Source organism: Streptomyces sp. NPDC046712 (genome assembly GCF_040645695.1).
Lineage (GTDB): Bacteria > Actinomycetota > Actinomycetes > Streptomycetales > Streptomycetaceae > Streptomyces.
Genome location: NZ_JBEYYW010000026.1, coordinates 40492 through 67107, shown reverse-complemented (window position 1 = coordinate 67107; position 26616 = coordinate 40492). Strand labels below are relative to the sequence as shown.

Sequence of the window (26616 nt, the reverse complement as noted above, 5' to 3'; positions counted from 1 at the left end):
CCTCCATGCTTCCGATCCTGGCCGCGCCCACCGGTCCGCAGCAGTCGGGGGAACCCCTGACAACGCCTCCGTCAGGCGGCGGGCGCCGCCAGGATCACGCGGATCTCGCTGACGCGGTATCCGCCCCGGCGGAAGGCATTGGCCATCGGGACGTTGGTGGAGTCCGTCGTGGCGGTGATCCGCTCGGCGCCCTCACCGGCGTGGAAGCGCGTGATCTCGCCGAGGATCTCGTCGATGTAGCGCTGCCCGCGCAGCTCGGGGACGACGCCGAGGTAGCCGACGTTCGGCCCGTACGGGGTTCGGGAGGGGATCGCGAAGCCGGCGAGCCGCCCGTCCGGGGTGTGAGCCAGCCGCCACCACTCCCGCTTGCCGGGGCAGCCCGTGTAGAACTCGAGGTCGTCGCGGGCGGCGCCCTCCTCGCCCATGGACGCGACGTTGGCGATGGTCTCGCTGTCCAGGCTGCCGCGTGCGACCTGGCGGAACACCTCGACGAACGCCTCGTCGTCGGGCTCGGCGGTGAAGACGAGCCGGTCCGAGGGCTCGGGGGCACCGGCCTCCGGCGCCCATTCGAAGCGCAGCCGCTGGATCCGCTCGGTCAGCCCGGCGCGCCGCGCCGCCTCCTCGCGCCATGCGGCGGCGGCGATCCGGCCGGCCTCGTCGCCCTGGTCCTGCGGAAGCATGATGTTGTACGCGGGCGGGGTGGTGGCACCCTGCTCCGCGAAGACCGCGTGCGCGGCGGCGAGCAGCCCGGCGGCGAGCGCGGCCGGCTCGGTGACCGACTCGTGCACGGTCAGACAGTCCAGGGTGATCGGGCGCTCGCTGTCGGAGCGGCCCCACCACAGGGCCCGCGCGAGGATCCGGCCGTCCTCCTCGGCGATCCAGGTCCATTCCGGGCGGCACTGCCGGGCCTCGGTCTCCTCGCGGTAGCGGTCGGCGCCGATCCAGGCGACGGGCTCCTTGACGTCCCAGGCGAGGACGGCGTCCAGATCGCTCTCGGTCATCGGGCGGTACTGCATGTGGGGGCCTCCGTGATCTATGGAGTGATCCATGGAGGCAGCAACTCTGGCATCACGCGGAGCACCAGGTCAGTCAGGGGTCTTCCCGACTGCCGCGCGGGCGGGGGCGGGCGCAGGATGCGGTGGACCGGTCCCGTCCGACCCAGGAGGTCCACTCCCGATGGCTGAGCAGTCGCTGGCGATCACCACGTCGTTCGCCCAGCAGAGCCTCTGGCTGCAGCACCAGATCGACCCCGGCCGCTCGGCCTACCACGTCGTCGCGGGCATCCGGCTGCGCGGCGCGCTCGATGTGCCGGCCCTGACGGCGGCGCTCAACGCGGTGGCCGCGCGCCACGAGACCCTGCGGACGGTCTTCCGGCTCGACGCGGGCGTACCGGTCCAGGTGATCGGCCCCGTCGCACCGCTGAGCGTGCCGGTGGCCGAGGTGACCGCCGACGAGGTGGACGCGCTCGTCCAGCGCGAGGTCGAGACGCCGTTCGACCTGGCGGCGGGGCCGCTGGTCCGCCTGCGGCTGCTGCGTCTGGCGCCTGACCACCATGTCGCGGTGCTGGTGATGCACCACATCATCACCGACGGCGAGTCCTCGGCGATCCTGCTGCGCGAGCTGCTGCTGCACTACGCGGCCGAGGTGGCGGGCGAGCCGCTGGAGCTGCCCGAACTGGCCATCCAGTACGCCGACTTCGCCGTCTGGCAGCGCGATCTGCTGAGCGGTGCGCACCTCGACCGGCTGACCGCGTACTGGTCCGGACGGCTGGCGGGCGCCGCGCCGCTGAACCTGCCCGTCCGGGCCGAGGCGCGGGGCGGCACACAGCCGTCTCCGTCGGCCGGCGCGCTGCACGAGTTCACCGTGCCCGCCGGGCTGGCCGGGCGGCTGGAGGCGGCAGCCCGCAAGGGCGACGCCACCCTCTTCATGATCCTGCTGGCAGGCTTCGACGCCCTCCTCGGCCGGTGGTGCACCCAGGACGACATCACGGTCCTCTCCCCGGTATCGGGCCGCTCCCGCCCCGAACTCGAGGAGATCATCGGCTACTTCGTCAACCCGCTCCTGCTGCGGACCGACCTCTCCGGCGATCCGGACGCGGAGGAGGTCCTCGCCCGCGTACGGGAGACCTGCCTCGGCGCCTACGACCACGAGGAACTGCCCTTCGAGCAGGCCGCGAACCTCCTCGGCGGCCCGGGCGCGGAGCGCGACCGCTCGGCGGCCGGGCAGGTGATGATGGTGCTGCAGTCCGCCCGCGAGGAGAACTGGAGCCCGGCGGGTCTGGAGTGGGAGCAGATCCCGGTCGGCATCGGCACGGCCAAGGCCCCGCTCGTCCTCGACCTCCGGCCCGGCGCCGAGGCACTGCACGGCGTGCTGGAGTACGACAGCGGGCTGTTCGACGCGGACACCGTCGCCGCCCTCGCGAAGGACCTCCTCGCGGTGTGGGAGTGGCTGGCCGACCGGTCGGCGCTGCCCCTCTCCGCCGTCCCGGGCGTGACCGGCCCCGCGACCCGGCCCGCCCAGACCGCGCCGGCCGCCGCAGCGACCCCGCAGGCCACCGGACCGGCCGTGTACGTGGCGCCGCGCACGCCCCTGGAGGAGGCGGTGGCCCTGATCTGGGCCGAACTCCTCGGACGGGAACGCGTCGGGGTGCACGACAACTTCTTCGACCTCGGCGGACAGTCGCTGGCCGCCGTCCGGCTGACGGCGCGGCTGCGCGAGGAGTTCGGCATCGGGCTCGCGGTCCGCGAGCTGTACGCCAACTTCACCGTCGAGGAGGTGGCCTGGCGGCTGCTGGAGGCGCTGGCGGCCGAAGAGGCCGAAGCCGCCGCCGCGGCCGATGCCGGCACCGGCCCGTCCGCCGTCTGAACCGCCCCCGATCCGATCCCTGGAGAGACATGTCCACTCCCGTACTGTGCTTCCCCCCTGCCGGGGCGGGCGCCAGCTTCTTCCACCCCTGGCTCGGCCACCGCGACGACCTGCGGATCGTCCCCGTGCAGCTCCCCGGCCGTGAGCGCCGCCTCGCGGAGGAGGAGTGCACCGACCTGGACACCCTGATGGCGCGCATCGTGCCCGAGCTGCTGGCCGAGATCGACGGCGCCGAGCGCGTGGCCGTCTTCGGCCACAGCTACGGCGCGCTCCTCGCGTACGAGACCGTCCGCAGGCTCGCGGAGCAGGCGCCCGGCATCGCGCCGACCCTGGTCGTGAGCGGGTCCAACCGTCCCGGCACCCCACGGGCCGGGCGGGTCACCGGGCTTCCGGACGACGCGTTCGTGGCCGGTGTCGCCGAGATCGCCGGGTACAAGCACCCCGCCCTGGACGAGCCGGAGCTGCGGGAGCTGATCCTGCCCACGCTCCGTACCGACGTGGCGATGCACGAGAACTACGTGCACACCGCCACCGGACCGATCGACGTCCCGGTCCTCGCCGTACGGGGAGCATCCGACGACCTCGTCTCGGCGGCGGAGCTCGCCGAATGGCGGGAGATCACCTCCGCCGGGTTCACCCAGGCGGAGATCGACGGCGGGCACATGTACCTCGTCGACGGCTGGGCCGCCCTCCTCGACCTCGTCGCGGAGGCCACCGTGGCCGGGGTGGCCCCGTGACCGGCCGGCTGACCGGCAGGACCGCGATCGTCACCGGCGCCGGCCGGGGCATCGGGCGGGCGTGCGCGCTCGCGCTCGCCGCGGAGCAGGCCGCGCTCGTACTCGTCGACATCGCGGCAGAAGTGGCCGGGGTGCCGTACCCGATGGCGTCCGCCGCCCAGCTGGAGTACACGGCACGGCTGTGCCGTGAGCGGGGCGCCGCCGTCCTGACCGTACGCGCGGACGTACGCCGCGAGGACGAGGCCGAGCGCGTCGTCGCCGAGGCCGCCGCACGCTTCGGACAGGTGGACGTCCTCGTCAACAACGCCGGGATCGCGGGGCCTTCGGGCCGGATCGTGCACGAGGTCGGCGAGAGCGACTGGTCCGTGATGATGGACACCAACCTCAACGCGCCCTGGCGCATGATCAAGGCCGTCGGCCCGGGGATGACCGAGCGGCGTGCCGGCTCCATCGTCAACATCGCCTCCACCGCGGGCCTGGTCGGCTACCGCAACTTCGCCGGGTACGTGGCCTCCAAGCACGGCCTGATCGGCCTGACCCGGGCGGCGGCACTGGACTACGCGCCGTACCGGGTGCGGGTCAACGCGGTCTGCCCCGGCTCGGTGCGCGACACGGGCCACGGCGAGGGCCGGATGCTCGCCGAGATCGGCCGCTCCATCGGCCTCGACCCGGCCGAGCACGAGGAGGCGTTCATCACCCAGCAGCCGACGAACGCCCTCGTGGAGGCCGAGGACGTGGCCGGGGCGGTGCTCTGGCTGGCCACGGACGAGTCGCGGTCCGCGACCGGAAGCGTGGTCACGGTCGACGGCGGCTACAGCGTCCGCTGAGGCGCCGCCTTTCTCTTCTCTTCCCTTCCAGGTTCTTCAGGAGTTGACGTGTCATCGGAGCGTGCCGGAGGCGCCGTCGGGCGCGGGTCGTCCCACCACGGAGCCGTCCACCGGGTGCCCGGTGGCGCCGTCCTCGACGAAGGGGCGGCCGCGGTCCGGCTGTGGACGGAGCCCGTCGCCGGTCCGTCGGACGGGCCCCTCGCCGAGCGCCGCCGCGCCGCGGAGCTGCACGCTCCGCTCGGCGGGGCCGGCGTGCGGGCCGTGGTGCTCGCGTACGAGGACGGTGTGCGCGAGCTCGTCCTGTCCGGCGGTCACGACCACGACCTGGACGCCGTCGCGGCCGCGCTGCTCGGGCCCGTTCCGGGAGACGCCGTACCCGCGCCGCTGACGCCCCTCGACGGCTCCCTCGCGGCGCTCCCCGTCGAGCTGCCGGCCGCCGGGGTCACCGACCTCGCCGGCGCGTTCGGACTCGTCCTCGCCCGCTCGTGGGCCGCTCGGCGGCCGGTGCTCGACGTCCTGGCGGACGGGGCGACGTACACCGTCGGCCTGCCCGGCGAGGCCGACGAGGACCGCACGGTCGCGGAGTACCGCGCGCGTGCCGACCGTGGGCCGGACTCCGGCGGCATCCGCTTCGCCCTGCGGGTCGACCCCGCTCCGGACCCCGCCGGGCGCACTCACGTACTGCCGCCGCTGGACACCCGGCACGCGCTGACCCTGCACGTCGCCGGGGACACGGCCACCGCCTGGTACCGGCCGGGGGAGATCCCCGACTGGCGGGCGGAGCCGCTCGTACGGCAACTGGGCGCGGCGCTCACCGCGTTGACGACCGGACCGCAGGACCGGCCGCTGGCCGAGGTGGAGCTGATGGACGCGGCCGAGCGGCGGCGCGTCCTGGACCTGGGGAGCACCCCGCGTACCGCCGGACGCCGGGCCGGGACCGTGCACGAGCAAGTGCTGGCCCGCGCCGCCGCCGACCCGCACGCCGTCGCCCTGGTCGACGGCGACACCACCGTGACCTACCGTCAGCTCGCCCGCCGGGCCGGTCGCCTGGCCCATGCCCTGCGGGGCCTCGGGGTCGCCCCGCGCGACCGGGTCGGGGTCTGCCTGGACCGCGGCGCGGACCTGGTCGTCGTGCTGCTCGCCGTCATGACCGCCGGGGCCGTCTACGTACCCATGGACCCCACGAGTCCGGCCGAGCGGCTCGCCTACACGGCCGAGGACGCGGGCCTCTCCGTCGTCCTCGTCGGCACCGGGACGGCCGACGCCGCGCCGTTCGCGGCGGGCGTCGCCGTGGAGCAGGCCCGTCTGGAGGAGCTGGCGGAGGGCGCTCCCGAGGAGCCGCCGGTCACCGGCACCGGCCCCGACGACCCCGCGTACGTGATCTACACCTCCGGCTCCACGGGCCGGCCCAAGGGCGTCGTCGTCCCGCACCGCAACGTGTCCGACCTGCTGAGCGCGACCGCGCCCGACTTCGGCCTCGGACCGGGCGACGTCTGGTCCTGGTTCCACTCGGCGGCCTTCGACTTCTCGGTGTGGGAGATCTGGGGGTGCCTGCTCACCGGCGGGCGGCTCGTCGTCGTCCCGTACTGGACCTGCCGGTCCCCCGAGGACTTCCGTGAACTGCTCTCCAAGGAGCGGGTGACCGTCCTCAGTCAGACGCCTTCGGCCTTCGCCCGCCTGCTCGAACTGGAGCGGGGGCCGGGGCGGGGGACGCTGGACGTCCGGCTGGTGATCTTCGGCGGGGAGCCGCTGGACGCGCGGTCGCTGACCCCCTGGTTCGACGCGCACCCGGAGTCCGGGTGCCGGGTGGTCAACATGTTCGGCATCACCGAGACGACCGTGCACGTCACCGCGCAGACCGTGACCCGTGCCGAGGCCCTGAGCGGCTCACGCTCGGTGGGCCGGGCGATCCCGGGCTGGTCCGTGCGGATCCTGGACGGCCGGGGCAGGCTGCTGCCGCCCGGCTCGCCCGGCGAGATCGCGGTGGCCGGCGACGGGGTGGCCCTGGAGTACCTGAACCAGCCCGAGCTCACCGCCCGCCGCTTCGTCCCGGACCCCGACGGCCCCGGCCGCCTCTACCTCAGCGGCGACCTCGGAGCGCTCCTCCCGGACGGCCGGCTGGAACACCTGGGCCGCCTCGACGACCAGGTGAAGGTACGGGGCTACCGCATCGAGCTGGGCGAGATCAGGAACGTCCTGCTCACCCACGAGGCGGTCGTCGCGGCGGCGGTGGTCCTGGGCCGGGACGCGGCGGGCGAGGTCCGCCTGGACGCGTACACGGTCCTCGCCGGCGCGGACACGACGGAGGTCCGCCGCCACGCGGCGCGCGTGCTGCCCGAGTACATGATGCCGACGACCCTGACCCGTGTGGACGCCCTGCCCCTGACCGTCAACGGCAAGGTGGACACGACCCGCCTGCCGGCCCCGGACACGACCCGTCTGCCGGGCCCGGACGCGGCCCCGGCGCCGACCGGTCCCGTGCCGCAGGCAGCGCCGGTGACCCCGGCCGTTCCCGCGCCGGACACCGCCCCTGCGACACCGGCGACCGCCGGCCCGGCCGGGGACCCCGCGCTGGACGGCGTCCTCGCGGTCTGGCGCGAGCTGTTCCACGCCGAAGTGGGCCCGGACGACGACTTCTTCGAGCTCGGCGGCAACTCGCTCCTCGCGCTGCGCATCGTCCGTCTGCTGAAGGACCGGGACCTCACGGTCGGCGTCCGCGAGGTCTACCGCCTCCGCACCCCCGCCGCGCTGGCCCGGTTCGCCGCCGGCGAGTGACGGGCGGGCCCCGTCGGGGATCCTCCTGACTGCCCCGCGACACCGCCCGGTTGGTCCCATCGGTTCATGACGGGAACACAGCTGGACAGGACGGATCCGGCGGCCCGCGCCCGCCTGGAGGCGGCGCTGATGCGTCGCCGCCGAGGGGGCGCCGCCGAGGGGATACGGGTGCTTCCGCGCCCGGCGGGGGAGTTGAGGTTTCGCGCCGCGGTGACCCAGGAGGGCATGTGGCAGGGGCTCGCGGAGAGCGACGGCCCGGCGCCCGCGATCCTGGCCGCCGTGCGGCTGTACGGGGCGCTGGACGTTCCGTTGCTCGAGGAGGCGTGGAACGCGGTCGTGGCCCGGCACGAGACGCTGCGCAGTTCGCTGCGGGTCGAGGCCGGGGTGCTGACCCAGGTGGTCGCCCCGGCCCTGCGGCTTCCGGTCGAACTGATCGAGGCCGCCCCGGAGGACTTCACGGCGTTCGTCTGGGAGGAGGGCGACCGGCCCTTCGGCCTGGAGCACGGCCCGCTCGCCCGGCTGAAGCTGCTGCGGCTCGCCGAGGACGACCACATCGTCTTCCTGATGGTGCACCACATCATCGGTGACGCCCGGACGGTGGAGGTCGTCGTCCGCGACCTCGGCGCCCACTACACGGCCGCGCTCGCCGGCGTACCGGCCCCGCTGGAGCCGCTGCGCGTCCAGTTCGCCGACTTCGCCGCCTGGCACCGCGAACGGCTCGAAGGCCCCCGCGGCGCCGAGCTGATCGCCTACTGGACCGAGCGGCTCGCGGGAGCCGAACAGGCCGTGCTGCCGGCCGACCTGGAGCTGCCCCCGGCTCCCTCCCAGCGCGGCACCGGCATCGACGTACCGATGCCCGACGAGCTGTACGCGGGGATACGGCGCCTCGCCAAGGAACGCTCCACCACCCTCTACACGGTGGGCCTCACCGCCTTCACCGCGCTGCTCGCCCGCCGCTCGGGCCAGCGGGACATCTGCGTACGCGCCCCGATCTCGTTCCGCGACACCAGCGATGTGCGGGATCTCGTCGCGGACTTCTCCAACGACGTGATCGTCCGCACCGACCTGTCGGCGAACCCGACGCTCGGCGAGCTCCTGGAGCAGGTCAAGACCCGCACGGCCGCCGACTTCGCGCGCCACGACCTGCCGCCGCACCTGTTGGAGCCGCATCTGCCGGACCCGGGGCTGCTCGCCCGGCTGTTCCATGTGCAGTTCACCGCCGAGGAGGAGTTCGACACCCCGGACACCCTCGGGGACCTCCGGATGGAGCCGGTGATCCCCGAGCGGCAGCACGTGCTGCGACCCCTCAACATCCGGCTGCGCTACGACGCCGAGCGCGCCCACTGCATCGTGCTGTACCGCACCGAGCAGTTCACCGCCGGCCGCATCGAGGAACTGATGCGGGAATACCACGGCCTCCTGGCCGAAATGGTGCACACCCCGGAGCATCGCGCCCTCGGCTGATGTCGGGGGGCGGGGTCGGGGGTTTCCCCGACTACTTCCGGAGCTGGTTTCCGGGAGATTCTTCGGCCCATGGAATGCGCCTCGCGGAGAAGCTCCGCGAGGAATCCACGCTCGCTTTTCGAGGAGATACGAATGAGCAAGATCGCCGTTCTCACCAACGACCTCCAGTACGACATGGTCCACAAGAACCAGGAGCGCATCGACGCCGTCACGGAGGCCACCCCGGCCTTCTCCGGCTTCCTCCACGAGATGCGCAAGCGCGGTCACCACATCGTCCACCTGCAGCTGATCAACCTGCCCGACGACCCGAACGTGGAGCTCCACAACGGCATCGTGCCCTCGCAGAAGGGCAGCAAGGGCGCGGAGATCCTCCCGGTCTTCCTGGAGGACACCGACATCCTCGTCGAGAAGAACAAGGACAGCGGCTTCTACGAGACCGACCTGCACGAGCGCCTGCAGGCGCTGGGTGTCGACACCGTCCTGGTGACGGGCATGCAGGGCCAGATCTGCGTCCAGACCACCGCCGCCGACGCCTTCTTCCGCGGCTACAACGTCTACGTCCCCAGCGACTGCGTCGTCTCCGCCAAGGAGGCCGACAAGGTCCGCGCCCTGGACTGGCTGGCCGGCTACTGCGCGACGGTCGTCGACTCCGCCGAGATCCTGCGCCTCATCGACACGGACGGCGAGCTGCCGCGCAAGGTCGTCCAGACCCCGTGACCCGGAACTGAACCGGACTTTGCCCGGAATTCACCCGTAACAGAACGGGAATTCCTGAACACCGGCAGACGGCGGGATCCACCTCCGTCGCGCCATCCACCTACAGCCGAAAGAGACGGCTCGCTGCAATGAGCACGAAGTCCTTGCTGGATCAGAAGATCGTCCTTGACCACGGCACCGGGGCCCGACTCAGTCGGGAGCTGGTCGATTTCGTGGTGGATGTGCTGGGAGATGTGTACACCGGGGAAATGGAGGACAGCGCGATGCTGCCGGTTCCGGCCGGCAACATCGCCCTGACCACCGACTCCTTCGTGGTCGACCCGCCGCTTTTCGGCAACGGCGACATCGGGAAGATCGCCGTCTGCGGCACGGTCAACGACCTCGCCGTGGTCGGTGCGAAGCCCGAGTACCTGACGCTGGCGATGATCCTGGAGACCGGTCTGCCGATCTCCACCCTGCACCGCGTCCTGGAGTCGATCCGGGACACCGCCAAGGAGGCCGGCGTCAAGATCGTCGCCGGTGACACCAAGGTCGTCGGCGTGGGCGAGGCGGACCAGATCTTCCTCAACACCACCGGCGTCGGTGTCTTCCACCGGGAGCCGCTGCGCATGACCTCGGTCCGCCCCGGCGACCGGATCATCCTCAGCGGCCCGATCGGCAACCACACCGTCCACCTGCTCTCCGTCCGCGAGGGCCTGGGCTTCGAGACCAACGTCCTGAGCGACTGCGCGCCGCTGAACGGGATGATCGCCGGCCTCGACGACCTGATCGAGCGCGGTGCGGTGCACTCCATGCGCGACGTCACGCGCGGCGGTCTCAACGCCGTCCTGCACGAGTACTCCTCGGCCGTCGGCCGGGTCGTCTCGGTCCAGGAGGAGGCGCTTCCGATCGAGTTCGCCACCCGCATGGCCTCGGACATGCTCGGCATCAACCCGATCAACGCGGCCAACGAGGGCTGCCTCGCCCTCTTCGTCGCCCCCGAGGCGGTGGACGAAGTCCTCGCCACGCTGCACGCCCACCCCTACGGCAAGCACGCCGTGGTCATCGGCGAGATCACCGACCGGGCCGAGCAGAGCGTCGAGATGACGGGCGCCGACGGCAAGGTCACCACGATCGAGGAACTGCAGGGCGCGGAACTCCCGCGTCTCTGCTGAGCGGAGCGGTCCAGTGCAGCAGATCACCGACACCGGGTCCGTGGAGAGCGTCCACGACTCCCGTCCGAGCCAGTGGCTGATCCGGGTCAACGGCGTGGTGCAGGGCGTGGGCTACCGGCCCTTCGTCCACACGCTCGCCCACCGACTCGGACTGACCGGCTGGGTGCTCAACGACAACCACGGTGTGCAGACTCTGGTGTGCGGACCGTCCGATGTGCTCGGCGCCTTTCACGAGGCGCTGAGCACCCAGGCCCCGCCCCTGGCGCGGGTCAACGAGGTGCGGATCGAGAGCCGCGACGACCTGGCACCGGCCGACGCGTACAGCGGCTTCGAGATCCGCGAGAGCGTACGCGACGGCCGGGCCGGCACCATCGTGGCGCCCGACTCGCACGTGTGCGACGCGTGCCTGGCGGAGGTACGGGACCCGGCGGACCGCCGGTACCGCTACCCCTTCACCAACTGCACGCACTGCGGCCCCCGTTACTCGCTGATCCAGCACCTGCCGTACGACCGCGAGCAGACCACCATGGCGGTCTTCCGGATGTGCGAGCGGTGCCGGACCGAGTACGAGGACCCCGCCGACCGGCGCTACCACGCCCAGCCGAACGCCTGCCCCGCCTGCGGGCCCCGGCTGACCCTGTCCTCGCCCGAGGGCGAGGTCGCCCAGGAGGACGAGGCGCTGACGGCGACGACGGAGGCGCTGGCCGCGGGCCGGATCGTGGCCGTCAAGAGCGTCGGCGGCTTCCACCTGGTCGCGGACGCCCGCAACGCGGAGGCCGTCGCCCTGCTGCGCCGCCGCAAGCGGCGCGACTCCAAGCCCTTCGCGCTGATGGTGGAGGACATCGCCTCGGCCGCCCGCTTCGTGGAGCTCGACGAGGGAGACGGCGAGCTGCTCGGCTCCCCGGCCCGCCCCGTCGTGCTGCTGCGCAAGGCCGCCGGGCTCGCGCTGCCGGAGTCGATCGCCCCGCGCAACCCCAACCTCGGGGTGATGCTGCCGTCCGCGCCGCTGCACCATCTGCTCCTCGAACGGCCCGGACTCGACGTCCTGGTGATGACGAGCGGCAACATCTCCGGCAGCCCCATCGCCTACCGCAACGAGGAGGCGCTGCGCGACCTCTTCGAGGTGGCCGACCTGGTCCTGCACCACGACCGGGACATCCACATCCGGGTCGACGACTCGGTGGTGCGCCGCTCGGTCCACCCCGAGCTCGCCGAGCCGCTCGTCAGCTTCGTCCGGCGGGCCCGCGGCTACGCCCCGTACCCCGTGCCCGTCGACGGCGAGCTGCCCCAGATCCTGGCGTACGGCGCGGAGCTCAAGACCACCGTGGCGCTCGGCTCGGGCCAGGAGGTCTACGTCAGCCAGCACATCGGCGACCTGAAGAACGACGAGACCTTCGCCTCGCACCGACAGACCGCCGCACACCTGGCCGAGCTGTACGAGTTGGAGCCGGCCGTCGTCGCGGTCGACATGCACCCCTCTTTCCGCTCCCGTGTCCTCGCCGACAGCGAAGCCTCGGGCGAGGTGTTCCCCGTCCAGCACCACCACGCCCACATGGCGTCCTGCATGGCGGAGAACCGGCTCGACGGCGCCACCCTCGGGGTCGTCTTCGACGGCACCGGCTACGGCGAGGACGGCACCATCTGGGGCGGCGAGTTCCTGCACGGCTCCTTCGCCTCCGTGGACCGCGCCGCCCATCTGCGGCCGATCCCGCTGCTCGGCGGGGACAAGGCCGTCACGGAGCCGATCCGTACCGGCTTCGCCCTCGCCCTCGACGCCTTCGACGACGACCCGGACGCCGCCCACGCGGCCTTCCCCGCCCTCGACGTCCTCGACGAGCAGGCCCGGCACGTCTACACCACGATGGTGCGGCGCTCCATCAACGCCCCGCTCGCCTCCAGCATGGGGCGCCTCTTCGACGGCGTCGCCGCACTGGCCGGCATCTGCTCCCACGCCGAGTACGAGGCACAGGGGCCGATCGAGCTGGAGGGCCTGCTGGGCCGGGACCTCACCCTGGCCGAGCCGTACGCCTTCGGCCGTACCGAACGGGACGGCGTGGTGGAGATCGACCCGCGCCCGGTGATCCGCGAGATCGCGGCGGACCTGGCGCGCGGCACGGCCGTGGAGACCGTCAGCCGCCGGTTCCACTCCTCCGTGGTCGCCATGGTGACCGAGCGGTGCGAGGAGATCCGCCGGACGCTCGGCACCAACCGGATCGTGCTCTCCGGCGGCGTGTTCCTCAATGAGTTCCTGCTGGTCAACTGCCTGGTCGAGCTGCGCAGAGCGGGATTCGACGCGTACGTCCACCAGCAGGTCCCGACAAACGACGGCGGTATCGCGCTCGGCCAGGTGATGGTCGCCGGCGCCCGCCTGCACGAGAGGACGACCCACCCGTGACCACCGATGGAAAGGACACGTCCGTGCCGTTCGAGAGCCCGACCCTCGGCGACGTCATGCGGCTGCTGGTGCGCAACGAGGAGCACGCGAACCGCACCCTCAGCATGGTCCCCTCCGAGACGGCCATGTCCGGCATAGCCAAGCTGCCGATGATGCTCGACGCGTACCACCGCTACTTCTTCAACGAGAGCGACAGGCCGGACGGCTGGCACTTCCGCGGCGCCCAGCACCTGCGCGACCTTGAGATGGGCCTCACCGTCCCGCTCCTGGAGGAGCTCGGCCGCGCCGACTACGTCACCGTCCGCCCGCTCAGCGGTCTGAACGCCATGACGCTGGCCCTGGCCACCCTCGGCGGCGAGCCCGGCTCCACCGTCGTCACCATCAGCCCGGACCTCGGCGGACACTACGCGACCCCGCAGGTCGCCGAACGGCTCGGCCTGCGTGTCGAGTTCCTGACCGGCGACGACCCGCACGCGCTCGACCTGGACCACGCCGCCGAACTCCTCGGCCGGGTCCGCCCGACGCTGCTCTACGTCGACCAGTCGCACTGCCTCTTCCCGCTGGACGTGGCGAGCCTGGTGGCCACCGTCCGCCGGGTGAGCCCCGAGACGCTGGTGCACGTCGACGCCAGCCACTGGCTCGGCCTGGTCCTCGCCGGTGTGTTCCGCAACCCGCTGGACGAGGGCGCGGACAGCTTCGGCGGCTCCACCCACAAGACGTTCCCCGGCCCGCAGAAGGCCGTGCTGCTGACGCGGAGCAAGGAGGTCGAGCGGCGCATCCGCGAGACCCAGGACTTCATGATCAGCAACCACCACTTCGCGGCGACCATCAGCCTCGGCATCTCCCTGCTCGAGTTCCGCGACTTCGGCGGCTTCGACTACGCCCGCGCCGTCGTCGCGAACACCCGCCGCTTCGGCGAACTGCTCACCGCACGCGGACTGACCGTGGTGGCCGCCGACCGCGGCTACTCGGCCGGCCACCAGCTGTGGCTCGACCCCGAGGCGGACGGCGTCCCCGCGAAGGTGGCCAGCGACCGGCTCTTCGCCGCCGGGCTGCGCGTCAACTTCATGGCCGGCCTGCCCGGCTTCACCGGACAGGGTGTCCGCATCGGTCTCAACGAGGCCACCTACCAGGGCCTTTCCGGCGACGACTTCACCGAACTGGCCGACGTCTTCGTGGCCGCCGTGCTCGACACGGCCCCGGCGGAGGAGCTCGCCCGGCGCGTTGCCGCGCTGCGCACCCGTACCCCGTACGGCGCCCCGCTCGCCGGAGACTCCCCGCTGCTCCAGGACGCCCTGGCGCTGTGCGCCTCGTCGCTGCGCACCCTCGCGCCGGACGCCGTGCCGGCCCCGGCCGCCGTCCCGGCCGGTGTCGGAGGCGGTACGCGATGAGCCGTCCCGTCATCGGCATCGCCGCGTACCAGGACAGGGCCCGCTGGGACATCTGGGACACGCAGGCCACCATGATCCAGCAGACCTATGTGCGGGGAATCAGCGCCAACGGCGGCCGCGCCGTCGTGCTGCCCCCCGACGACCTCGACGACGCCGTCCTCGACCGGCTCGACGGGCTGATGCTGCCCGGCGGCGCCGACATCGACCCCGAGCGCTACGGACAGCCCCGGCACCCCCGCACCGACCCGCCGGCGCTCGGCCGGGACGCCGGAGAGCTGCTCCTGCTGCGCGGCGCGCTGGAACGGGACCTGCCCGTCCTCGGCATCTGCCGGGGCCTGCAGCTGCTGACGCTGGTGTACGGCGGCACGCTCCACCAGCACCTGCCCGACGTGCTCGGCCACACCGGGCACCTCCCTGAGCCCGGTGTGTTCGGCGAGCACCCGGTGCGCTTCACCGAGGGCTCCCTCGCCGCCTCCGTCTACGGCGCCGAGGCCGTCGTCAACTCCCACCACCACCAGGGCGTCGCCGACCCCGGCACCCTGCGGGTCACCGGACTCAGCGACGACGGCATCGCCGAGGCGGTCGAGGACCCGGCCAAGCGGTTCGTCCTGGGCGTGCAGTGGCACCCCGAAGTCGCCCACGAGGACCACCTGTTCAGCAGGTTCGTGACGGCCTGCGCCGCCCCGGCCCTGCTGTGAACCCGGCCTGAGCCGCTCCGGCCCGATCCGCCCCTTTCCGACCGGCCCGCTGTCACGGCGTACGGCCGCAGCTACCCCAGGAGCACCACCGTGCACTCAGCGCTCCGTCCCCGCGGCGGGACATTCGTCGACATCCTGCGCGACCGCGCGGACGGGACACCGGACCGCACGGCCTTCGAGTTCCTCGCCGACACCGGCGAACTCGTCCTGAGCTACGCGGACATCGACCGCAGGGCCCGGACCGTGGCCGCCGCGCTCGCCGAGCGCGGACTCGCCGGTGAGCGCGCGCTGCTGCTGTACCCGCCGGGCGTCGACTACGTCGTGGGCTTCCTCGGCTGCCTGTACGCCGGCGTGGTCGCCGTCCCCGTCCACCTGCCCACCGGCCGCCACGGCGTGCCGATGGTCCTCGCCGCCGCCACCGACGCCGGGGCGGTCCTCGCGCTCAGCGACCGCGCCACGGCGACCGCGCTCGACACGCAGTACCCGGAGCTCTCCGCCACCGCCTTCCCCGCCTGGCTGATCACGGACGAGCTGCCCGCCGGCCTGGCCGACACCTGGGACGGGCGGGGTCCCCGACCGGAGGCGCTCGCGTTCCTCCAGTACACCTCCGGCTCGACCGGCCGCCCCAAGGGCGTGATGGTCCGCCACGACAACCTGGTGCACAACTCGGCCACCATCTCGCAGGCCGTCGACTCCGGCCCGGACAGCCGGGGCGTGAGCTGGCTGCCGCCGTACCACGACATGGGTCTGATCGGCGGCATCCTGCAGCCGCTGTACGCCGGTTTCCCCAGCGTTCTGATGGCCCCGATGACCTTCCTGCGCAAGCCACTGCTCTGGCTCGACGCGATCAGCCGCACCCGGGGCACCGTCTCCGCCGCCCCCGACTTCGCGTACCTCGAGTGCGTCCGGCGCATCGGTGAGGAGGACAGGGCAGCCCTCGACCTGTCCAGCTGGCGCCACGCGATGATGGGCGCCGAACCTGTACGGCCCTCCACCATGGAGAAGTTCGCCGCCGCCTTCGAGGTGTCCGGCTTCTCCGCCCGCGCCTTCCACCCCTGCTACGGCCTGGCCGAGACGACACTGTTCGCCACCGGCGGCCCGACCCGCGGCGGCGCCCCCCGCGTCCTCGAACTCGACCGCGCCGCCCTCGAACACGGCACCGCCGAACCCGCGGGCCCCGAGTCCGGACCCCGTCTCGCGCTGACCGGCTGCGGCACCCCGCAGGGCGAGGACCTGGTGCTCGTCGTCGCCGACGGCCGCGTCTGCCCGGACGGCGGGGTGGGCGAGGTGTGGATCAGCGGCCCGTCCGTCGCCGCCGGGTACTGGGAGCGTACGGAGGAGACCGCCCGTACCTTCCACGCGACGCTCGACAGCCACCCGGGGCGCACTTTCCTGCGCACCGGAGACCTCGCCTTCACGTCCGAGGGCGAGCTGTTCATCACCGGCCGCATCAAGGACCTGATGGTGGTCCGCGGCCGGAACCACTATCCGCAGGACGTCGAGCAGACCGCCGAGCGCGCCCACCCGATGCTCCAGCCGACCCGCTCCGCCGCCTTCTCCGTCGACGACGGCGGCGAGGAACAGGTCGTCCTGGTCCACGAGGTGGCGCGCGGATTCACCCCCGACGACGCCCCAGGCGTGCTGGCCGCCGTACGCGAGGCCGTGGCCGCCGAGCACGGCCTGGCGCCGCGCGACATCGCGCTCGTGCGCCTGGGCACCATCCCCCGCACCACCAGCGGCAAGATCCGCCGCTCCACCTGCCGGGAGCTATGGGCCTCGGACGGGCTCAAGCGGGTCGCCGCCCCCACGGCCCCGCAGCAGTCGGCCCCCCTCGCTCCTCCTTCGGCCGTCGCCGAAGCCGTCGCCGCCGTGCTGGGCACGCCCGCGGCGGAGCTCGACCGGGCGACCCCGCTCATCGCCCTCGGCCTGGACTCGCTGCGCGCGGTCCGGCTGGCCGCCGCCCTGCACCAGACGGCAGGCGCCGAGGTGCCCGTGGAGCGCCTGCTCGACGGCATCACCACCGCCGAACTGGAGGACCGCCTCGACGGATGGCGGGTGGCGCCCGCGCCGGAGACGGCCGGCGGTGCGCCCGACGGCGACGTGTCGGCCGACGGCGGTCTGCTGGTCGACGGCGGCGCCCCCGTGCGGGCCGGCCGCGCCCAGGAGTGGATGTGGCTGCTCGCCGAGATGGGCGCAGGCAGCGCGTACCACATCGCCGGTGGCGTCCGGCTGCGCGGACCGGTCTCGACCGACCTGCTCACCGGCTGCCTGAGCGCCCTCGTCGCCCGCCACCCCACCCTGCGGGCCGCCTTCCACACCACGCGGGACGGCACCCTGATGGTCTCGGCCCGCGCCGCGGAGCCGCTGGACGTCCCGGTCGTCGACGTGTCCGCGGAGGCCGGTCCGGCCGCCCGCGAGGCCGCCTGCCGGGCGGCGCTCGACGCCCTCGGCGAGGCCCCCTTCGACCTGGCCTCCGGCTCCCTGCTGCGCGGCGTCCTGGTGCGGCTCGCCGAGGACGAATGGTGCCTCGGCATCGTCGCGCACCACATCGCGGTCGACGGCTGGTCGCTCGGCGTGCTCCTGCGGGAGCTCGGCGCCGCCTACAAGGAGGCACTGGCCGGCCGCCCGCTGCCCGCGCCCGTCCCGTCCGTACGCCCCCACGTCCATGAGGAGTCGGAGCGCGCCGCGGCGGAGGCGTTCTGGTCCGGGGTCCTGGACGGCGCCGCCGCGCTGGAACTCCCGCTCGACGTTCCCCAGCCCAGCACCCAGTCCTGGCGGGGCGCCTCCCTGCCGTTCGAGGTCGGGGCCGAGCAGGCCGAGCGTCTGAGGACGTACGGCGCCGCCCGCAACGCGACCCCGTACATGGTGCTGCTCTCCGCCTTCGCGACCGTCCTGTCCCGCTGGACCGGCCAGCACGACGTGGTGGTGGGCACCCCGGCGGCCTGCCGCAACCGCCCCGGCACCGCCGACGCGCTCGGCCTCTTCGTCAACACCCTGCCCCTGCGCGTCGACCTGTCCGGCACCCCCACCTTCGGTGAACTGGTCGGGCGGGTACGGGAGCTGTGCCTGGCGGCCTATCCCCACCAGGACTTCCCCTACGACGAGATGGTGCGGATCGCCGGAGCCGAGCGGTCCGGCGGCCGGCCGCCGCTGGTGCGCGCCGCGCTCGCCCTCCAGAACACCCCGCTGACCGCCTGGCAGGCGGGCGAGGTCCACGCGGAGCCCTTCGAACTCCCCGCGCCCGGCGCGCAGTTCGAGATCTCTCTGCATCTGACCGAGCAGCCCGACGGACGGCTCACCGGACATGCCGTCTACGCCGCCGACCTGTTCGCCGAGGACACGGTCCGCCGGCTCCTCGACGGCTTCACCACGGTCCTCGACACCGCTCCCCGCAGGCCCGGCGCGGTCGCCGCCGACCTGCCGGTCCTGCCCGAGGCGGACCACCGGTGGATCGTGGACGAGCTGAGCGGTGCCGGCAGCCCTGAGGCGCCCGCAGCGCTGCTGCACCAGGCGTTCGAGCGGCAGGCCGACCGGGACCCCGCCGCGCTCGCCCTCGTCGCCGACGACGCCCGGCTCACCTACGGCGAACTGGAAGAGCGCGCCAACAGGATCGCCTGGCTGCTGCGCGACCTCGGCACCCGGCCGGACCAGGCCGTGGCCGTCTGCCTGCCGCGCGGTACGGAGCTGGTCGCCGCCCTGCTCGGCGTCCTGAAGTCCGGCGGCGGCTACCTGCCCCTGGACCCCGGCTACCCCGCCGCACGGCTCGCCGCCCAGCTGGAAGACGTACGGCCCGCCGTCCTGCTCACCACCGCCGAACTGGCCGCCGGTCCGCTCGCCGACGCGGTCGCGGCCGCGGCCCAGGGCGGTCCGGCCGTGATCCGGCTCGACGAGGGGGCGGCCGACGACCGCCCGACGATCCGCCCCGAGGCCGTGTCCGTACCCCGGAACATGGCGTACGTCCTGCACACCTCCGGCTCGACCGGCCGCCCCAAGGGCGTGGTGAACGAACACGCCGGCGTCGTCAACCGGATGGACTGGATGCAGCGCGCCCACCGGCTCGCACCGGGGGAGACCGTCCTGCAGAAGACCCCCGTGGGCTTCGACGTCTCCGGCTGGGAGCTGTGGTGGCCGCTCAGCGCCGGCGGCACGATGGTCCTCGCCCGCCCCGGCGGCCACCAGGACCCCACGTACCTCGCCGAACTGATCCAGCGGGAGTCCATCGCCACCTGCCACTTCGTGCCCTCCATGCTCCGCACCTTCCTGGAGGAGCCGGCCGCGCGGGAGTGCGCGGGTGTGCTGCGCCGGGTCGTCTGCAGCGGCGAGGAACTGCCGCCCGCCGTCGCCGCGCGCTTCCACGCCCTGCTCCCCGGGGTGGAGCTGCACAACCTGTACGGGCCGACCGAGGCCGCGATCGAGGTCACCGCGTACGCGGTGGAGCCCGGCGACACGGACCGGGTACGGCTGCCGATCGGCGGACCGGCGCCCGGGGTCCGGCTGTACGTGCTCGACGAGCGCGGCGCGCCGCTGCCCGTCGGCGTACCCGGCGAACTGCACATCGGCGGCGTCCAGGTGGCCCGCGGCTACCTCGGCCGGCCGGGACTGACCGCCGAGCGGTTCGTGCCGGACCCGTTCGCCACCGGCGGGCGGCTCTACCGGACCGGGGACCGCGCGCGCTGGTCCGCCGACGGCACCATCGACTTCCTGGGCCGCCTCGACGGGCAGGTGAAGATCCGGGGCCACCGGGTCGAGCCGGCCGAGGTGGAGGCCGTCCTCGGCGGCCATCCGGCGCTCGCCGAAGTCGCCGTGGTGGTACGGACGGTGGCGGACGAACCCGCCCTCGTCGGCTACCTCGTGGCCGCCGGCGACGAGGTCCCGACGGCCGAGCTGCGCGGGTACCTGGCGCAGCGGCTGCCCGCGGCGATGATCCCCTCTGCCTTCGTCTGGCTCGCCGAACTGCCCACCGGGGCCAACGGGAAGCTGGACCGCGGCCGGCTTCCCGAGCCCGGCGTCCACCGCGCGAGCGCGGCCGTCGCACCGAGGGACGCCTTCGAGCGCGAGGTGGCCCGGATCTGGTGCGAGGTGCTGGGGGTGCCCGAGGTGTCGGTGACCGACGACCTGTTCACGCTCGGCGGCCACTCGCTGCAGGCCACCCGGATCGTCGTGCGCGTCCGCGCCGCCTTCGGTCTGGAGCTGCCGCTGGCCGGACTCATCAGCGGTGAGCTGACCGTCGAGCGCATCGCCGACGAGGCGCGCACCGGCCGGATCGAGACGGCCGACGACGAGGAGATCGAGCGGGCGCTGGCGGAGCTGGCCTCGCTGACCGACGCGGAAGTCGCCGCGCTGCTGGCCGAGGGCTGATCCGTACGGCCGGGCGCCCTGCCGCGCCCGGCCTCCCGCCCCCTTCGCCCCCGCCTCCGTACCTTCGAGATCGAGAGAGAGAACCATGTCGTCCGTCCTCACCTACGACCTGTCCACCGCCGAGACCGACCAGCTGGAAGCGGTCGTCGCCCGGCTCCTGGAGACCGGTCTCGACCCCGCGGAGCCGTCCTTCAGCGACGAGCTGTGGCGGTTCGTGCCGGACGTGCCCGCCGGGCTGCGGGGCTTCCTCCACGGCTTCCGTACGCAGGAGCCCGCCGCCGCGTGCATGGTGCGGGGTCTCCCGGTGGACGACCGGGGTGTCGGCCCCACCCCGCTGCACTGGACCAAGGCCGCGGAGAGCACGTCGACCCGGCGCGAGGAGGCGTACCTCGCCCTGCTGACGGCCTGCCTCGGCGACGTCTTCGGCTGGTCGACGCTGCAGCGCGGCCGGCTCGTCCAGAACGTGCTGCCGATCCCCGGCGAGGAGGGGGAGCAGAGCGGGCACGGCAGCGACGTGCTCCTCGAGTGGCACACCGAGGACGGGTTCCACCCGTACCGCTGCGACTACCTGGGCCTGTTCGGTGTGCGGAACATCGACGAGGTGCCGACGACGCTGGCGTCCGTGCGGGACATCGAGCTGAGCGAGGAGCACCGGGCCGTGCTCCAGCAGAAGCGGTACTTCATCCTCCCGGACGACGAGCACCTGCGGCAGCTGCGGGCGATCGACCCGGACGCCCCGTCGCTCGCGAAGCTCCAGCAGATGCGTGACGAGCCCGAGGCGGTGGCCGTGCTGTTCGGCGCGCCGGAGGACCCGTACCTGCGCATCGACCCGTTCTTCATGCGCCACACGCCCGGCGACGAGGAGGGGCGGGCCGCGCTGGACGCGCTCGTCGACGCGCTGGACAAGGTGATGCAGGACGTCGTGGTCGGCGCGGGCTCGCTGCTCTTCGTGGACAACTACCTCGCGGTGCACGGCCGGCGTGCGTTCACCTCGCGCTACGACGGCACGGACCGCTGGCTGAAGAAGACGGTCTCCACCCGCGACCTCCGCAAGTCCCGCGACCTGCGAGGCAACGCCCAGGACCGCGTCTTCGCCTGACGCGGGAGCCGGGGCCCTGGGCGGTACGCCGCCCGGCCCGCCGCCGGGGCGCCCCCCCGGCGGCCCCCTGGCAGGACCCGGCCCCGCCCGGCGGTTCGGCCCGTCAAGGCCGAAGGGGCACGATCGGCCGCGGGGCCGGCCCGCGGGCCGTCGTCAGACGGTGTCCGCGGGGAGCCAGCCGCGGTGGGCCGCCAGGAGGCCCGCCTGGAAGCGGCTCTTGGCGCCCAGGAGTTCCATGACGTCGGCGGCGATCCGGCGCGCGGTGCGCGGTGAGACGCCGAGGCGCTTGGCGATGGCCTCGTCCGTGAGGCCCTGGCCGAGCAGGCGCAGCGCCTCGCGCTCCTGGGCGGTCAGCCCCCTGGCGTCCCGCGTCTTCGCCTTGCCCAGCGGCTCGCCCGACTCCCACACCCGGTCGAACAGCGCGCACAGCGCCGCCAGCGTGCCGTGGCCGCGCAGCACGACGGCGCTCGCGCCGGCGTCCTCACCGTCCACCGGGATGATGGCGATCGACCGGTCGATGATGATCATCCGGATGGGCAGGGAGGGAACGGTCCTGATCTGGCCGCCCGCCTCCGCGAGCCAGTCGGCGTAGGCGACGCTGGGCGGATTGTTGCGTATGGAGTCCAGATACAGCGTGCGCATCCGGACACCCCGGCCGAGCACCTCCTCGTCCAGCGGTTTGGACGCCTCCAGGGTGTCCGCGTCCTGCGCGCCGTCCGGGGCGAAGGACATCACCTCGGTGCTGATGTTCCGTGTCAGCCGGGCGATCTCCGCGCGTATATCGTCGATTCCGACGAGGAGTTGCTCTCCTGGCCGGGAGGCGATCGGCCGGTTCGCGTACTCGACGATCATCTTCTGCGCGAACGCCCTGGACTCGGCGATCCGCTGCTGCTGCGCGGCCAACTCCGCCTGCTGCCGGGCGAGCAGCGCCTCGAAGCTCACCTCGGGGCTGACGACCTGAAGGGCCGACGGGTCGTCGGACGGCGCCCGCAGCAATCCCAGTGCGCTCAGCTGGTCCAGCTTCGCGCGAAACTCATCGGCCGTCAGGCCGACACCCGATGCGATATCGGCGATCTCCCCCTGTGGGCGGAGCAGGAGTGTCCGGTACACCCGTTCCGCGATTTCATCGAGTCCGAACGTGGTCAGCATTCTGGAACCCCCCGCGTGGTTCTGCTCGAAATTCGCGTCACGATAGCACCCCCCTCTTTGAGCCCGGTGAACACCGACGGCGATCGGAACATGGCGCTCAAATGGGGCGCATCGGGCATCCGGAATGCGGCGCAGAGGTGCGTGCCCCGTGCATCTACGCGCCGCATTCCGGCCAATGCTGTCCGGATAACGGTTCTTCGAGTGGCCACGCCGGGACGCTTTCTGCCATGGCAGAAAGCGTCCCGGCCATTTCCATGGAGAGATGGTCCGCGCCTCTGCACAGTCGGAGGATGTACCTGATTCACGCCCACCTCGAACCACCACCGGGGGCGGCTCTACCCGCGGACGCCGACGTCCGCGTTCGCGCGCTCGCAAGGCCCGAGGAACGTGTGCGCCACGGCTCCCTGCACGCCGACGCCCGGCCCCATCCCGTCCTCGGCCTCTTCGTGGCGGCCTCCTCGCTCGAAGCCGCCGAGTCCGTCGCCCGGCGGGTGTGCGAGCGGGCCCTCGACCTCGACCCGGCGCTCCGCGGCGTCCGCCTGCTGCGCTGCGAAGCGCCTCTGGTCGCCCCCTACTACGAGGGTCTGATCGCGCCGCCCGCCCCTGGTTAGCCCGGAGGTGGACGCATTATGCAAAGGCCGCTTCGTGCCGCCTCAGACCGCTGACAAGGCCGCCGGGAGGCGGACAGGATGGTGATCACCGGCCGGGACGACGCCCGGTACGAGCCCACCCGGGCCGTGCCGGAGCCCCTGACCGGAACAGGCCACTTCCGTCCGCCCTCCCCAAGGAGCCACGCCATGTCGAAGAACCTCGCCGCCCGCCTCGCCGCCGTCGTCCTCACCGTGCTCGTCGCCTCCCCCGCGCTCACCGCCGCGGCCCAGGAGCCCACCGCCGCCGCGACCGCCGTCGTCGCCACCGAGGCCCCGGCCACCGCCACCACCGCCACCGCCACCGCCGAGGAGCGCACCCTCGGCTGGCAGTAGGAGAAAGGCACGGGAATTCGGACGGCCCGCGCCGGGGAATTCGGGATCGGCATCCAGAGCCATGCAAGAGACCGAAAGGCGCCCGCCTTGTCCGACGACGTCCGTGCCCTCGCATTCGATGCAACCGACCAGAAGAACGACAACACCGAGGAAAAGGTGGATCCGGTGACCGCGGAATCCCTTTTCGAGGCCCTGGACGGACCGTCCCCGCGCCTCACCGTGGTGGAGATACCGGGCGAGCGCTGGAGCGGCAAGACCTCCCTCCTGAGCCAGCTCACCCGCGACGCGGCCGCCCGCGGCTGGCGCACTGCCGCCGGCCACGCGACGACCACCCTCTCCGCCGTCCCGTACGGCATCTTCGTCGACGCCCTGGACGACCTCCTCGTCCGCTTCGACACCGATGCCCTGGCCGGCCCCGCCCGCCACCACATCGACCGGCTCGCCGGGATCTTCCCGGCGCTCACCGCCGCCGCACCCCCGCTCCCGGACACGCCGTCCGACCGCTACCACGCCCTGCGCGCCGTGCACGCGCTGCTCGAGGCGCTGGCCGCGGAACGGCCCCTGCTCATCACGCTCGACGACGCCCACCGGGCCGACGACGCCTCCCTCGACCTGCTCTCCCACCTCCTCGGCCATCCGCCCGCCGGGCGCATCGTGCTCGCGGTCGCCCACCGCCCCCGCCAGGGCGACGGCATGCTACGGAGCCTGCTCGCCGAGGCCGCCGCCCACGGCCGCCTGCGACGCACGCCCACCGAACCCCTGAGCGAGGAGCAGGCGCTCTCGCTGCTGCCCGACGACCTCAGCCGGGTCCACTGCGAGACCCTCCTCGCGGCGGCCGGCGGAAACCCCGGACTCCTGCGGGCGTTCGCCGCTCTACGCGCGGTGCCCGACCACTGCGGAAGCGCCGCCTTCCCGCTCCCGATCGAGGTCCTCACCGACTGCCTGCGCGACTTCCGCGGCCTCACGCCCGCCGGCTGGCTGGCGGCCCGGTCCGCCGCCGTGCTCGGCGAACCCTTCGACGTGGCGGCCCTGGGCCGCGTCTCCCAGCTTGAGGGCGCCGCCCTGCGCGCCGCGCTGGACGAACTGCTCCACGAGGACCTGGTCCACGGCACCGCACTCGCCCGCGGGCTGCGCTTCCGCAACCCGCTGCTGCGCGCCGCCGCCTACCAGTCCGCCGGCTCCGGCTGGCTCCAGGGCGCCCACGAACGGGCCACCGCCCTGCTCGCTCCGCGCGACAGCGCCTCCGTACCGCTCGCACGGCACCTGGAGCACAGCGCCGTCGAGGGCGACGCGGCCGGCGCGGGCGTCCTGCTGACCGCCGCCGCCGAGCGGCTGTGGCAGGACCCGGTCCAGGCCGCTGCCTGGACCCGTACCGCGATGGACCTGGACACGGACTCCGGCAGGACCCCGCGCGCCCGGCTGCTGCTCGGCCGCGCGCTCGCCCTGACCGGCCGCCTCCGCGAGGGCCTGGCCGCGCTCACCACCTCCGCCCCCGGCACCTCCGTCCCCGACACCTCCGCCGCCGCGCACCGCTGCCGCGCCCGTATCTGGCGGCTGCTCGGCGACAACCGCGCCGCCCTCGCCGAGCTGGAAGCCGCCTCCCGCCTCCCGGGCGCCCGCGAGGCGCGGGCACACGCCCGGCTCCTGGGCGAGCGGCTGGCCCACGCGCTCGAGACGGGCGAGGGACCCGCCGCCGACCGCGCGGTCGCGGAACCCCCGCTCGGGGAGCTGCCCGCCGCCGAACGCGGCCGCCTGCTCGCGCTGCTCGCCGCCACCTCCGTACGCACCGGGGCCATCGACCGGGCCCGGGAGTACGCCGACCGGGCGGCCCCGCTCCTCGACACGCTCCCCGACGGCGTGGCGGTCCGCCATCTCGACGGCCTGTACTGGCTCGCCGCCACCGAGTCCGCGCTCGGCCGGGCGGAGGCCGCCGCCCTGCACTTCGGCCGCAGTCTGCGCATCGCCGAGGCCCGCCGCCTCACCGGTGTCGTCCCACAACTGGCCATGGCCATGGCCCGCCTCCAGCTCGAAGCGGGCGACCTGGCCGGAGCCGTACGGCACGCGGCCTGCGCCGAGACCAACGCGGCCGCCGTCGACTCCCCGTACCTGCTCGGACTCGCCCTGGAACTCAAGTCCGAGGTGGCCTCCGCCGCCGTGCCCGGGCCCCGGACGCCGGCCTCGACCCCGGCCCCGAGCCCCACCCAGGCCGAGCCGGGCCTCGCCGCCCTCAGCAAGCGGGAGCTGGAGATCGCCGTCCTCGTCAGCGGCGGCCGCACCAACCAGCAGATCGCACGCGCCCTGGAACTGAGCCACAAGACCGTGGAGACCCACCTCGGCCGGATCTTCCGCAAGCTCGACGTCTCGTCCCGGGCCGAGGTCGCCGCCGTCGTCGGCCGCTCCGAGCGCAGGAGGCAGGCCCCGCACCCCACGGCCGCCCGCCCGGCCGCCCATCAGGAGAAGCCCCGACATTACAAAGCCTCCGTCCCCGGGTTGACTTACGAGCACCGGAGCCTGCAGCCCCAAGTCGCCTGGTGAACAGGGTGGGTGTGCCACCACCCCCGACGGCCCCGGTGTGCGGCGGCGCATCGGCCCGCCCGCGTCAACTGGCCCCAGTCGAGCGAGAGGGAACACCCATGTCCGACGAGCGCAGCGAGCAGCAGCCCGAGTACCGCGTCGTGCTCAACGACGAGCTCCAGTACTCCATCTGGCGTGCGGACGCCGAACCGCCCGCCGGCTGGCGGATCGAGGGCACGGCCGGCACCCGTGAGGAATGCCTGGCGCACATCGACGAGGTGTGGACCGACATGCGTCCGCTGAGCCTGCGCGAGGAGATGGCGGCGGCGGCCGGCTGACCGGCCCGCCGTCCCGCCCGGCTCCCGGGAGAGGCCAACACCCGGCCCCGGAGCCGACCGCGTCGCCCCGGAGCCGACCGCGTCGCCCGGGAGTCGTCCCACCCGGTCCCGGCGCGGTTCACCCGCTCCCGGCGCGGCCCGTGCCGCCCCGT

The 26616-nt window shown here is 73.6% G+C and carries 18 protein-coding genes; 16 read left to right on the top strand and 2 right to left on the bottom strand.

Annotated elements, in window-relative coordinates; genetic code table 11:
* Positions 1-71: 71 nt before the first annotated feature.
* On the bottom strand, positions 72-1016 hold the full coding sequence (locus ABZ939_RS28635; RefSeq protein ID WP_361861200.1) for a GNAT family N-acetyltransferase: 945 nt from the start codon (positions 1014-1016) through the stop codon (positions 72-74).
* A 160-nt stretch (positions 1017-1176) separates the two neighbouring features.
* Between ABZ939_RS28635 and ABZ939_RS28630 the strand changes: the two genes are divergently transcribed.
* From ABZ939_RS28630 to gntD, 12 genes are all read left to right on the top strand, one after another.
* On the top strand, positions 1177-2865 hold the full coding sequence (locus ABZ939_RS28630; RefSeq protein ID WP_361861197.1) for a condensation domain-containing protein: 1689 nt from the start codon (positions 1177-1179) through the stop codon (positions 2863-2865).
* A 29-nt stretch (positions 2866-2894) separates the two neighbouring features.
* Positions 2895-3602: an alpha/beta fold hydrolase gene (locus ABZ939_RS28625; protein ID WP_361861194.1), complete on the top strand. Its 708-nt coding sequence runs from the start codon at positions 2895-2897 to the stop codon at positions 3600-3602.
* Positions 3599-4429 carry an SDR family oxidoreductase gene (locus tag ABZ939_RS28620; RefSeq protein ID WP_361861191.1) on the top strand — a complete coding sequence of 277 codons (831 nt, stop codon included), beginning with the start codon at positions 3599-3601 and terminating at the stop codon, positions 4427-4429. The genes ABZ939_RS28625 and ABZ939_RS28620 overlap by 4 nt, the downstream gene beginning before the upstream one ends.
* Before the next feature lie 48 nt (positions 4430-4477).
* Positions 4478-7204, top strand: a complete 2727-nt coding sequence (locus ABZ939_RS28615; protein ID WP_361861188.1) for an amino acid adenylation domain-containing protein — start codon at positions 4478-4480, stop codon at positions 7202-7204.
* Positions 7205-7270: 66 nt separating this feature from the next.
* On the top strand, positions 7271-8668 hold the full coding sequence (locus tag ABZ939_RS28610) for a condensation domain-containing protein (protein ID WP_361861185.1): 1398 nt from the start codon (positions 7271-7273) through the stop codon (positions 8666-8668).
* Positions 8669-8800: 132 nt separating this feature from the next.
* Positions 8801-9385 (top strand): isochorismatase family cysteine hydrolase, encoded by a 585-nt coding sequence (locus ABZ939_RS28605; protein ID WP_361861182.1) that lies wholly within the window; start codon positions 8801-8803, stop codon positions 9383-9385.
* Between the two features lie 128 nt (positions 9386-9513).
* Positions 9514-10539 (top strand): hydrogenase expression/formation protein HypE, encoded by a 1026-nt coding sequence (gene hypE, locus ABZ939_RS28600; RefSeq protein WP_361861179.1) that lies wholly within the window; start codon positions 9514-9516, stop codon positions 10537-10539.
* A 13-nt stretch (positions 10540-10552) separates the two neighbouring features.
* Positions 10553-12934, top strand: coding sequence for a carbamoyltransferase HypF (gene hypF / locus ABZ939_RS28595; protein WP_361861176.1), 2382 nt, complete (start codon positions 10553-10555; stop codon positions 12932-12934).
* On the top strand, positions 12931-14325 hold the full coding sequence (locus ABZ939_RS28590; protein WP_361861173.1) for a hypothetical protein: 1395 nt from the start codon (positions 12931-12933) through the stop codon (positions 14323-14325). Before hypF ends, ABZ939_RS28590 begins: the two co-directional genes overlap by 4 nt.
* Positions 14322-15023, top strand: coding sequence for a gamma-glutamyl-gamma-aminobutyrate hydrolase family protein (locus tag ABZ939_RS28585; protein WP_361861170.1), 702 nt, complete (start codon positions 14322-14324; stop codon positions 15021-15023). The genes ABZ939_RS28590 and ABZ939_RS28585 overlap by 4 nt, the downstream gene beginning before the upstream one ends.
* Before the next feature lie 90 nt (positions 15024-15113).
* On the top strand, positions 15114-20381 hold the full coding sequence (locus ABZ939_RS28580; protein WP_361861167.1) for an amino acid adenylation domain-containing protein: 5268 nt from the start codon (positions 15114-15116) through the stop codon (positions 20379-20381).
* 85 nt (positions 20382-20466) lie between these two features.
* Positions 20467-21480, top strand: coding sequence for a guanitoxin biosynthesis L-enduracididine beta-hydroxylase GntD (gene gntD / locus ABZ939_RS28575; RefSeq protein WP_361861164.1), 1014 nt, complete (start codon positions 20467-20469; stop codon positions 21478-21480).
* Positions 21481-21633: 153 nt separating this feature from the next.
* On the opposite strand, the gene ABZ939_RS28570 is transcribed toward gntD, so the two are convergent.
* A complete protein-coding gene (locus ABZ939_RS28570; RefSeq protein ID WP_361861161.1) occupies positions 21634-22629 on the bottom strand; it encodes a helix-turn-helix transcriptional regulator in 996 nt (331 codons plus the stop codon).
* Between the two features lie 290 nt (positions 22630-22919).
* Here ABZ939_RS28570 and ABZ939_RS28565 point away from each other — a divergent pair, with 290 nt between their 5' ends.
* The 4 genes from ABZ939_RS28565 to ABZ939_RS28550 all read left to right on the top strand — a co-directional run bounded on the left by ABZ939_RS28565 (position 22920) and on the right by ABZ939_RS28550 (position 26464).
* A complete protein-coding gene (locus ABZ939_RS28565; protein ID WP_361861158.1) occupies positions 22920-23240 on the top strand; it encodes a hypothetical protein in 321 nt (106 codons plus the stop codon).
* A gap of 186 nt (positions 23241-23426) precedes the next feature.
* Entirely contained in the window at positions 23427-23612 is a 186-nt protein-coding gene (locus tag ABZ939_RS28560; protein WP_361861155.1) for a hypothetical protein, read from the top strand.
* Positions 23613-23699: 87 nt separating this feature from the next.
* Positions 23700-26147 carry an AAA family ATPase gene (locus ABZ939_RS28555; RefSeq protein WP_361861152.1) on the top strand — a complete coding sequence of 816 codons (2448 nt, stop codon included), beginning with the start codon at positions 23700-23702 and terminating at the stop codon, positions 26145-26147.
* Between the two features lie 98 nt (positions 26148-26245).
* Positions 26246-26464, top strand: coding sequence for an MbtH family NRPS accessory protein (locus ABZ939_RS28550; RefSeq protein ID WP_361861149.1), 219 nt, complete (start codon positions 26246-26248; stop codon positions 26462-26464).
* Positions 26465-26616: the final 152 nt, after the last annotated feature.

Coding starts and splice junctions, on each gene's coding strand:
- ABZ939_RS28635 (WP_361861200.1), bottom strand. CDS start 1,016: ATGCAGTACCGCCCGATGACCGAGAGCGATCTGGACGCCGTCCTCGCC.
- ABZ939_RS28630 (WP_361861197.1), top strand. CDS start 1,177: ATGGCTGAGCAGTCGCTGGCGATCACCACGTCGTTCGCCCAGCAGAGC.
- ABZ939_RS28625 (WP_361861194.1), top strand. CDS start 2,895: ATGTCCACTCCCGTACTGTGCTTCCCCCCTGCCGGGGCGGGCGCCAGC.
- ABZ939_RS28610 (WP_361861185.1), top strand. CDS start 7,271: ATGACGGGAACACAGCTGGACAGGACGGATCCGGCGGCCCGCGCCCGC.
- ABZ939_RS28605 (WP_361861182.1), top strand. CDS start 8,801: ATGAGCAAGATCGCCGTTCTCACCAACGACCTCCAGTACGACATGGTC.
- hypE (WP_361861179.1), top strand. CDS start 9,514: ATGAGCACGAAGTCCTTGCTGGATCAGAAGATCGTCCTTGACCACGGC.
- ABZ939_RS28585 (WP_361861170.1), top strand. CDS start 14,322: ATGAGCCGTCCCGTCATCGGCATCGCCGCGTACCAGGACAGGGCCCGC.
- gntD (WP_361861164.1), top strand. CDS start 20,467: ATGTCGTCCGTCCTCACCTACGACCTGTCCACCGCCGAGACCGACCAG.
- ABZ939_RS28570 (WP_361861161.1), bottom strand. CDS start 22,629: ATGCTGACCACGTTCGGACTCGATGAAATCGCGGAACGGGTGTACCGG.
- ABZ939_RS28565 (WP_361861158.1), top strand. CDS start 22,920: ATGTACCTGATTCACGCCCACCTCGAACCACCACCGGGGGCGGCTCTA.
- ABZ939_RS28560 (WP_361861155.1), top strand. CDS start 23,427: ATGTCGAAGAACCTCGCCGCCCGCCTCGCCGCCGTCGTCCTCACCGTG.
- ABZ939_RS28550 (WP_361861149.1), top strand. CDS start 26,246: ATGTCCGACGAGCGCAGCGAGCAGCAGCCCGAGTACCGCGTCGTGCTC.